Raw genomic sequence first — 6,613 nt, 5'->3', positions numbered from 1 at the left:
ACGCCCTAGGATGATGAGTCTGTTGCTGCTTGCTGTTGTTGGCGCTGTTGTAATTTTTTGCCAACGATGAGCAATAAACATAAACCCGGCACCACCATCAGCGCCGTTATCACAAAGAACAGCGCCCAATTGCCGCCCAGGAAATCTACCAGTTCGCCACTAAAGGACGCTAGCGTAGTGCGGCCAAGATTGCCTAGCGACGCCAGTAAAGCGTATTGCGTAGCAGTAAAGGCGCGGCCGGTTAACCAGGTTAAGAACGAAACAAAGGCCACCGTAGAAAAGGCTGCGGTAAAGTTATCCACCAGAATAGCGGCGATAAACAGCTCAGGTTTGGGGCCGGCCAGTGCAATCCAGGCGAACATTAAGTTACTGGCAGCCATCGCAATACCGCCAATAAACAGGCCGCGAATAATGCCAAAGCGGATGTTGATAGCACTGCCGAGTAGGGTAAAAGCAATGGTTGCTACCCAGCCTACCAGTTTCGAATATTCGGCGATTTGCTGATTGCTAAAGCCAATTTCTTTATAAAACTGGATCGACATCCGGCCGAGAAAGGCTTCGCCGACTTTAAATAAGAACACAAAGCTGATAATCAAGATGGCCAGTTGCCAGCCATTGCGCCGGAAAAATTCGGCAAAAGGCTCAAGTACGGTTACAGATAGCCATACCAGGTAGGGTGCAGTTCGTGCCTGTCCCAAGCGGCTCTGATAGCGCGCCGCTGCATCACGTTGTAACTGTTCGCGTTGGCTTTGCGGTTCCCTGCTACAAAGGGTAAACACCATCAACAACCCAATCAGCACCGCCATACCCAGGTAGACTGCTGGCCAACCGAACTGGTCTGCATTAGCAAAGGCCAGATAGCCTGGTAACGAATAACCGGTCCACCAACCAATCACCCCCATAGCCGCAGCAGGGGCTACCCGCACCGTATCGTCGCCAATCAACTCAATGCGGTAAGCATCAATCGCCACGTCCTGCGTTGCAGAGGCGATCGCAATCGCCATAGCGAGCAGCGAGGTAAACAATAAGCTTTGCGCCGGGTTAGTAAAGGCAATCGCCAGTGTTGCAAACAACATCAGACTTTGCATCAGCAAAATCCAGCTCCGCCTTTGTCCTAACCAGTTTCCCAGCAGCGGTAGCTTCACCCGGTCCAACAAGGGCGCCCAGAGAAAATTTAGCGCATAGACCACAAATACCGAACCAAAATAACCTATAGCGGCACGTGACAAACCGGCATCGCTTAGCCAACCAGTCATGTTCGAACTGATTAGTACCCAGGGAAAACCGGATGCGCAACCCATAAAAAAGATAAAAAGCAGGCGAATATCGCGATAACTGGCCAGTGCCTGACGCCAGCTCTGTGCCGCGCCTTGTTGTTTTGAGAGCATAGTAAAACCTTGCAGAAGACTGACACAGAACATAACAGAGGACGGCGCCGCGGCAAAGCCCGCGCGGCAGAAAAGTCGGTACTAGATGGTGCTTTAGATGGCGCCCTAGGGCCTCAGGCCGACACAATCGACAGGACGGCGGCCTTTTCCGGCCAGGTAACCGAGGCAAAGTTGCAAACGACGTTTTAGTTGGCGGTCAGCCCGCAACTGCTGTTCCGGCCAATACTCGAGTTGGTACAGCAAATACCAGAAGACCCGCTCCTGATAGCTGGGCGGCGATTGCGGCCGTTCGCTTAATGCTGCCCATTCTTCCAGCGTATCCCAGATAAAGAGGTGCAGCTCGGCTTCAGGTAACTGGCCCCGCAAAAAGCGCGAGGCGTAAAAGATCAGTTGGCTTGTTTTTTCATCAATAAAGGTTCTTGCCATACCCCGGCTCCGGCCAAAGCCTGTTGCAAGAAGTATAGCGCAGATTATTCTTGTGGCAGCAAAATCACCATTTTCAGGATAATCGGCTCTTTGGGAACATCTGGCCAGCCGAGTTTTTCCGACACTTCGGTTTCAACTTGCTGAATCTGTTCCAGCACTTCCATACCGGACACCACCTGTCCAAATACTGCGTAGCCCCAGCGACTACCCGGATCTAAGCTGACATTATCATTCAGGTTAAAATAGAACTGGCTATCCGCGCTGTGTGGATCGGTCAGCCGCGCCATCGCGATAGTGCCGAGCTGGTTTTTTAAGCCATTACCCGATTCATTAAACACCGGTTTCAGGGTTTCGATGGCTTTAAAATCCGGCGTATAACCGCCGCCTTGCAAGACAAACTCCGGGATCAGACGGTGAAAAACCGTATTGTTGTAAGCGTTCTTCTTCACATAGCTCAGAAAGTTGTTCACCGTGAGCGGCGCCCGGCTGCGATCCAATTCAACAATAATCTCACCGTGTGAGGTGATGAACTTTACTTTCGGGAATAAATTATCTGGTTGCAGAAACTGCCCGGCATGGCCGAGCGGACTCAGTAGCAGTATTAGTAGCGCGAATAGCCGCATTATTTTTCTCCGTTAGTTCAGCGCTGATTTCCAGGCCGGATCCTGCAGTAGCTGATTGAGTACTTGTTCGGTCAGCACCCGTAACTCGCGCTCGACCGCCGCGAGATCAACCTTTAGCGGCGCGGTATAGTTACTGTCACCGGCATAAGATTTGGTAAAGGTACCATTATCACTCTGAATAAATACCGTCATCGCCACCTGATTGGTAACCTGATGATCCAGCGGGCGTTGCATGACGTTGGCCTGTAACTGATTAATCTGAATTTTCATTTGCACCGACTGCTGGGAATTCAAGGTTGCCCCTTTTTCCTGCAACGCTTTGGCAACAGTGGCTTCCAGCTGCGCCCGTACATCGTTAGTGGTACGGTAATGCTGTTCATTACTGCCTTGTCTTATCGTTAGTGTTTGTGGTCTTGGCCGCAAATCAACCAGCGCGAAATCAAAAGCTGCACCTTGCAGCTCCGCCGTTTGTGGCCAGAAAATTTGTGGCGCTACAATAAAAGATGGTACCTGGGTGGCACAGCCAGCCAGCAGTATTGCCAGCGTTAGCCATAAATAGCGCATAGTTAACTCCTTTTGGTCGATTCTAAAATAATAAATTTCGGGTTAGCCGCCAGCTGCCGGCAATTACCAAAGCATTTTGCCAGTTGTTGGCGGTAAGGCAAATGACGATTAGCCACGATTCTGATTTTGCCACCGGGTTTTAAGACCCGTTTGGCGTCGTAAAACATCTGGCTGGCAATATGAGTGGTGACCGCCGCCTGTTGATGGAATGGCGGATTACACAACACCCAGTCGGCACTGGCATCAGCTTGGCGACTCAGGCAATCATCTACCACAAATTGGCACTGTGCCAGTGCGTCCGGAAAATTTTCTGCCACACTGAGCCGGGCTGACGCCACTGCCATATAAGACTCGTCTGTTAGCAGCAGTTGGCAAGCCGTTTGCTGCGCCAGTATTTGCAAGCTAAGCATGCCATTACCACAACCAAGATCGATAATGTGTTGCCCGGCGCTAACCTTGGGTAAGTGCTGTAGAAAGAATCGGGCGCCAATATCAGGTTTATCGCGGGCAAACACATTGGCATGATTAACCAGCGTAAAGCCGGTCTCCGGCAAAGGCCAGCGCGTTGGATAAGGCAGTACTGGCCGCAGCAGTCCGGGTTGCCACTGGCTATCGATATAACGGCACTTGCGAAGTGTAAGCGAGGCTGTGGTAGGGCCAATATACTGACTAAAGATCGCCAACAAGTTGCGATGAATATCTTTGGCTTTAGCGGCAACTAGCAGTAGGGTATCGGCAGTCATCACCTTGCTTAACGCGGCGAGTTGCCACGCCAGATAACTGTGATTAGCCGGTAGTTTTAGTAACACCAAATCGGGGGCTGCTGGCAAGCTATCCAGACTGGTCAACTCGGTAATACCGGCCAGCGTTAAGCCGTTTTGTTGCCGGTTATGCCGGCACGCTTGCTGGGCGATATAGGAGTCTTGTACCAGAAACTGCTGGCTGTTACCCAGCGCACAGGACAGGGCGCCGAAGCTATCGTTCAAAATTAAAATACGTGGCGTGTTACCTGCTGTGGTTAGCTGTTGCAGTGCCGGCAAGGCGCGTTCTACTAACAGTTCATCTGCCGCATCCCAGGCTTGTAGGCTGTGATTCGGTTGTTGCAGTGGCCAGCGGGCCAGTTGCAACTCTAGGTCAGCACAGGTAAACAGAGTATTCATAACAACTTATTCAGGATAGAGAGGGCGCTATTTTGACACGGGCTACCCCCAGCGACAACCGCAATCAGAATTGCCGGCATTTTAGTTTACCTGATGCAGAGCTATTTTATTGGCCGGCCTATTTAACGGCGCCGGCAGCTGATCTCCTGCAGCAACAATTAAGCCGCGAACTGCATTGGCAAACCGCCAGCATCCGCATTTATGGCCGGGAGGTGGCGATCCCAAGACGGCAAGTCTGGATGGGCGAGCCGCATTGCCGCTACCGGTACTCGGGCACTGACTTTTTGCCAGAGCCCTGGCATCCGCGGCTCAGAGAGCTGGCGTCACAAATCAGCCAGGCGTTGCAGCACCCCTTTAATTGTGTGTTATTAAATCAGTATGCGGATGGCCAGGATCATATGGGTTGGCATGCGGATGATGAACCAGAACTGGGCTTAGCACCACAAATCGCCTCGCTCAGTCTGGGGCAGAGCCGACGTTTTGATTTAAAGCACCGCCAGCTGGAATGTCAGTTACAACTGCTGCTACAGCACGGCAGTTTGCTGTTAATGGCGGGCACCTGTCAGCAGTATTGGCAACATCGCTTGCCGAAGCAGGCGCAGGCTAAGGCAGAAAGGATTAACCTGACGTTTCGGTATATTGCACCAAAATAATTATTTTTACTGCATGGCTATCAGCTTAGCAGTAATTGCTCCGAAATTGGTTAGTGCTGTTAGGACAAAGCTGGTCGCTTTGACTAGAATAAGATTCAGGACGCCAACAGGAGCTGGACAAGATGTTAATCCATACTGCAATAGAGCAAAAATTACTGGATGCTTTTAACCCCATTCATCTGGACGTAGTCAATGAGAGCGCCAACCATAATGTGCCGCCGGGGTCGGAGTCGCATTTTAAGGTGGTGATTGTCACCCCGCAGTTTGAGGGGATGCGCTTGTTACAACGCCACCGTGCTGTTAATGCTATAGTGGCTGAAGAACTGGCGGAAAAAATTCATGCGTTGGCGCTACATACCTACACCCCTTCAGAATGGTATGAATACTATGCCGAAAAGCCGCCGGCTTCACCAAAATGCTTTGGCGGCAGCAAAGCCGAAAAAGCATCCTGAGCACGATTTTTGCTGATCCGACCTGTTTTTAGCGGTAAAGTTTTACACTAGTGCTCTTTCAGTGCATAGAGCACTCGCACTTTTTATAAAGACAACAACAGGATTGGCTATGGTTATTCAACCAAAGATTCGTGGTTTTATCTGTACTAATGCACACCCGGTCGGCTGTGCTGAGCATGTGAAAGAGCAAATTGCTTATGTTAAGCAACTGGGCCCGGTGGCCGGTGGTCCGAAGAATGTGTTGGTAATCGGTGCCTCTACCGGTTATGGCCTGGCATCACGCATCACCGCGGCCTTTGGCTCAGGTGCTGCCACCCTGGGTATTTTCTTTGAGAAAGAACCGACCGAAAGCAAAACCGGCTCTGCTGGCTGGTACAACACTGCCGCCTTTGAAGCCGCTGCCGATGCCGCAGGTTTATGGAATAAGCACCTAAATGGTGATGCCTTTACCGATGAACTCAAAGCCAAAGCCATTGATTTGATCCGCAGTGAAATGGGCAAAATTGATCTGGTGGTTTACAGTCTGGCAGCGCCGCGGCGTAAAGATCCGGTGACTGGCGAAGTATACAGTTCAGTACTCAAACCTATTGGTCAGGCTTACACGGCGAAGAATCTGAATACGTCTAAGCGTGAAATTGAAGAAGTGTCGGTTGAGCCAGCCAATGATGACGAAATCTTTAACACCGTAAAAGTGATGGGCGGGGAAGATTGGGAGCGTTGGTTGGATCAGCTGAATGCCGCTGGTGTGTTAGCGGACAACTGTCAGACCGTAGCTTATACCTACATCGGCAAAGAGTTAACCTGGCCAATCTATGGTAAGGCGACGATCGGCAAGGCTAAAGAAGATCTGGATCGTGCCGCAGCGGCCATTACCGCTAAGCTCAGTGCGCAGCATGGCAAAGCCTATGTTGCCTCACTAAAAGCGCTGGTGACCCAGGCCAGCTCAGCGATTCCAATTATGCCATTGTATATTTCACTGCTGTACCGGGTGATGAAAGCGGAAGGTACTCATGAAGGCTGTATCGAACAAATCAATGGTTTGTTCCGTCAGGGCCTATACGCTGCAGCCCCGCAACTGGACGATGCCGGCCGTTTGCGGATGGATGGCAAAGAGCTAAGCGACCATGTGCAACAGGCAGTGAAAGACTTATGGGGTCAGGTCACGACCGATACCATCGACAGCCTGACGGACTATGTCGGTTATCATAATGAGTTTTTACGCTTGTTTGGCTTTGGCTACCAGCATGTGGACTACGATGCGGATGTGTCGCCGCTGAGTCCATTACAACATCTGGTCAATTAGTCGTATTGACAAAGCCACAAAAACCGCCTGAGGGCGGTTTTTCT

Annotated in this window: 8 protein-coding genes; 3 read left to right on the top strand and 5 right to left on the bottom strand. The window is 51.0% G+C overall.

The features are described 5' to 3' along the window. Window positions 1-5: 5 nt before the first annotated feature. The 5 genes from AGRI_RS07815 to AGRI_RS07795 all read right to left on the bottom strand — a co-directional run bounded on the left by AGRI_RS07815 (window position 6) and on the right by AGRI_RS07795 (window position 4,161). Window positions 6-1,388 (bottom strand): AmpG family muropeptide MFS transporter, encoded by a 1,383-nt coding sequence (locus AGRI_RS07815; protein WP_008984418.1) that lies wholly within the window; start codon window positions 1,386-1,388, stop codon window positions 6-8. A 105-nt stretch (window positions 1,389-1,493) separates the two neighbouring features. Then, a complete protein-coding gene (locus AGRI_RS07810) occupies window positions 1,494-1,814 on the bottom strand; it encodes a hypothetical protein (RefSeq protein ID WP_008984417.1) in 321 nt (106 codons plus the stop codon). Between the two features lie 44 nt (window positions 1,815-1,858). Further along, complete coding sequence (locus AGRI_RS07805) at window positions 1,859-2,437, bottom strand: peptidylprolyl isomerase (RefSeq protein ID WP_008984416.1); 579 nt, start codon at window positions 2,435-2,437, stop codon at window positions 1,859-1,861. Between the two features lie 12 nt (window positions 2,438-2,449). Continuing rightward, on the bottom strand, window positions 2,450-3,001 hold the full coding sequence (locus AGRI_RS07800) for a YajG family lipoprotein (protein WP_008984415.1): 552 nt from the start codon (window positions 2,999-3,001) through the stop codon (window positions 2,450-2,452). Between the two features lie 2 nt (window positions 3,002-3,003). Continuing rightward, window positions 3,004-4,161 carry a methyltransferase gene (locus AGRI_RS07795; RefSeq protein WP_008984414.1) on the bottom strand — a complete coding sequence of 386 codons (1,158 nt, stop codon included), beginning with the start codon at window positions 4,159-4,161 and terminating at the stop codon, window positions 3,004-3,006. A gap of 32 nt (window positions 4,162-4,193) precedes the next feature. Here AGRI_RS07795 and AGRI_RS07790 point away from each other — a divergent pair, with 32 nt between their 5' ends. The 3 genes from AGRI_RS07790 (at window position 4,194) to fabV (ending at window position 6,569) form a co-directional block, all read left to right on the top strand. Next, on the top strand, window positions 4,194-4,814 hold the full coding sequence (locus AGRI_RS07790) for an alpha-ketoglutarate-dependent dioxygenase AlkB family protein (protein WP_008984413.1): 621 nt from the start codon (window positions 4,194-4,196) through the stop codon (window positions 4,812-4,814). 122 nt (window positions 4,815-4,936) lie between these two features. Beyond that, window positions 4,937-5,266 carry a BolA family protein gene (locus AGRI_RS07785; RefSeq protein ID WP_008984412.1) on the top strand — a complete coding sequence of 110 codons (330 nt, stop codon included), beginning with the start codon at window positions 4,937-4,939 and terminating at the stop codon, window positions 5,264-5,266. Between the two features lie 109 nt (window positions 5,267-5,375). Further along, window positions 5,376-6,569 carry an enoyl-ACP reductase FabV gene (fabV, locus tag AGRI_RS07780; protein ID WP_008984411.1) on the top strand — a complete coding sequence of 398 codons (1,194 nt, stop codon included), beginning with the start codon at window positions 5,376-5,378 and terminating at the stop codon, window positions 6,567-6,569. Window positions 6,570-6,613: the final 44 nt, after the last annotated feature.

It is taken from the genome of Alishewanella agri BL06, from assembly GCF_000272005.1.
GTDB lineage: Bacteria > Pseudomonadota > Gammaproteobacteria > Enterobacterales > Alteromonadaceae > Alishewanella > Alishewanella agri.
This window is presented reverse-complemented; position numbering and strand designations above follow the sequence as displayed.

Excerpts from the sequence above, each read along its gene's own strand:
- AGRI_RS07815 (WP_008984418.1), bottom strand. The coding sequence starts at position 1,388 with ATGCTCTCAAAACAACAAGGCGCGGCACAGAGCTGGCGTCAGGCACTG.
- AGRI_RS07810 (WP_008984417.1), bottom strand. The coding sequence starts at position 1,814 with ATGGCAAGAACCTTTATTGATGAAAAAACAAGCCAACTGATCTTTTAC.
- AGRI_RS07805 (WP_008984416.1), bottom strand. The coding sequence starts at position 2,437 with ATGCGGCTATTCGCGCTACTAATACTGCTACTGAGTCCGCTCGGCCAT.
- AGRI_RS07800 (WP_008984415.1), bottom strand. The coding sequence starts at position 3,001 with ATGCGCTATTTATGGCTAACGCTGGCAATACTGCTGGCTGGCTGTGCC.
- AGRI_RS07795 (WP_008984414.1), bottom strand. The coding sequence starts at position 4,161 with ATGAATACTCTGTTTACCTGTGCTGACCTAGAGTTGCAACTGGCCCGC.
- AGRI_RS07785 (WP_008984412.1), top strand. The coding sequence starts at position 4,937 with ATGTTAATCCATACTGCAATAGAGCAAAAATTACTGGATGCTTTTAAC.
- fabV (WP_008984411.1), top strand. The coding sequence starts at position 5,376 with ATGGTTATTCAACCAAAGATTCGTGGTTTTATCTGTACTAATGCACAC.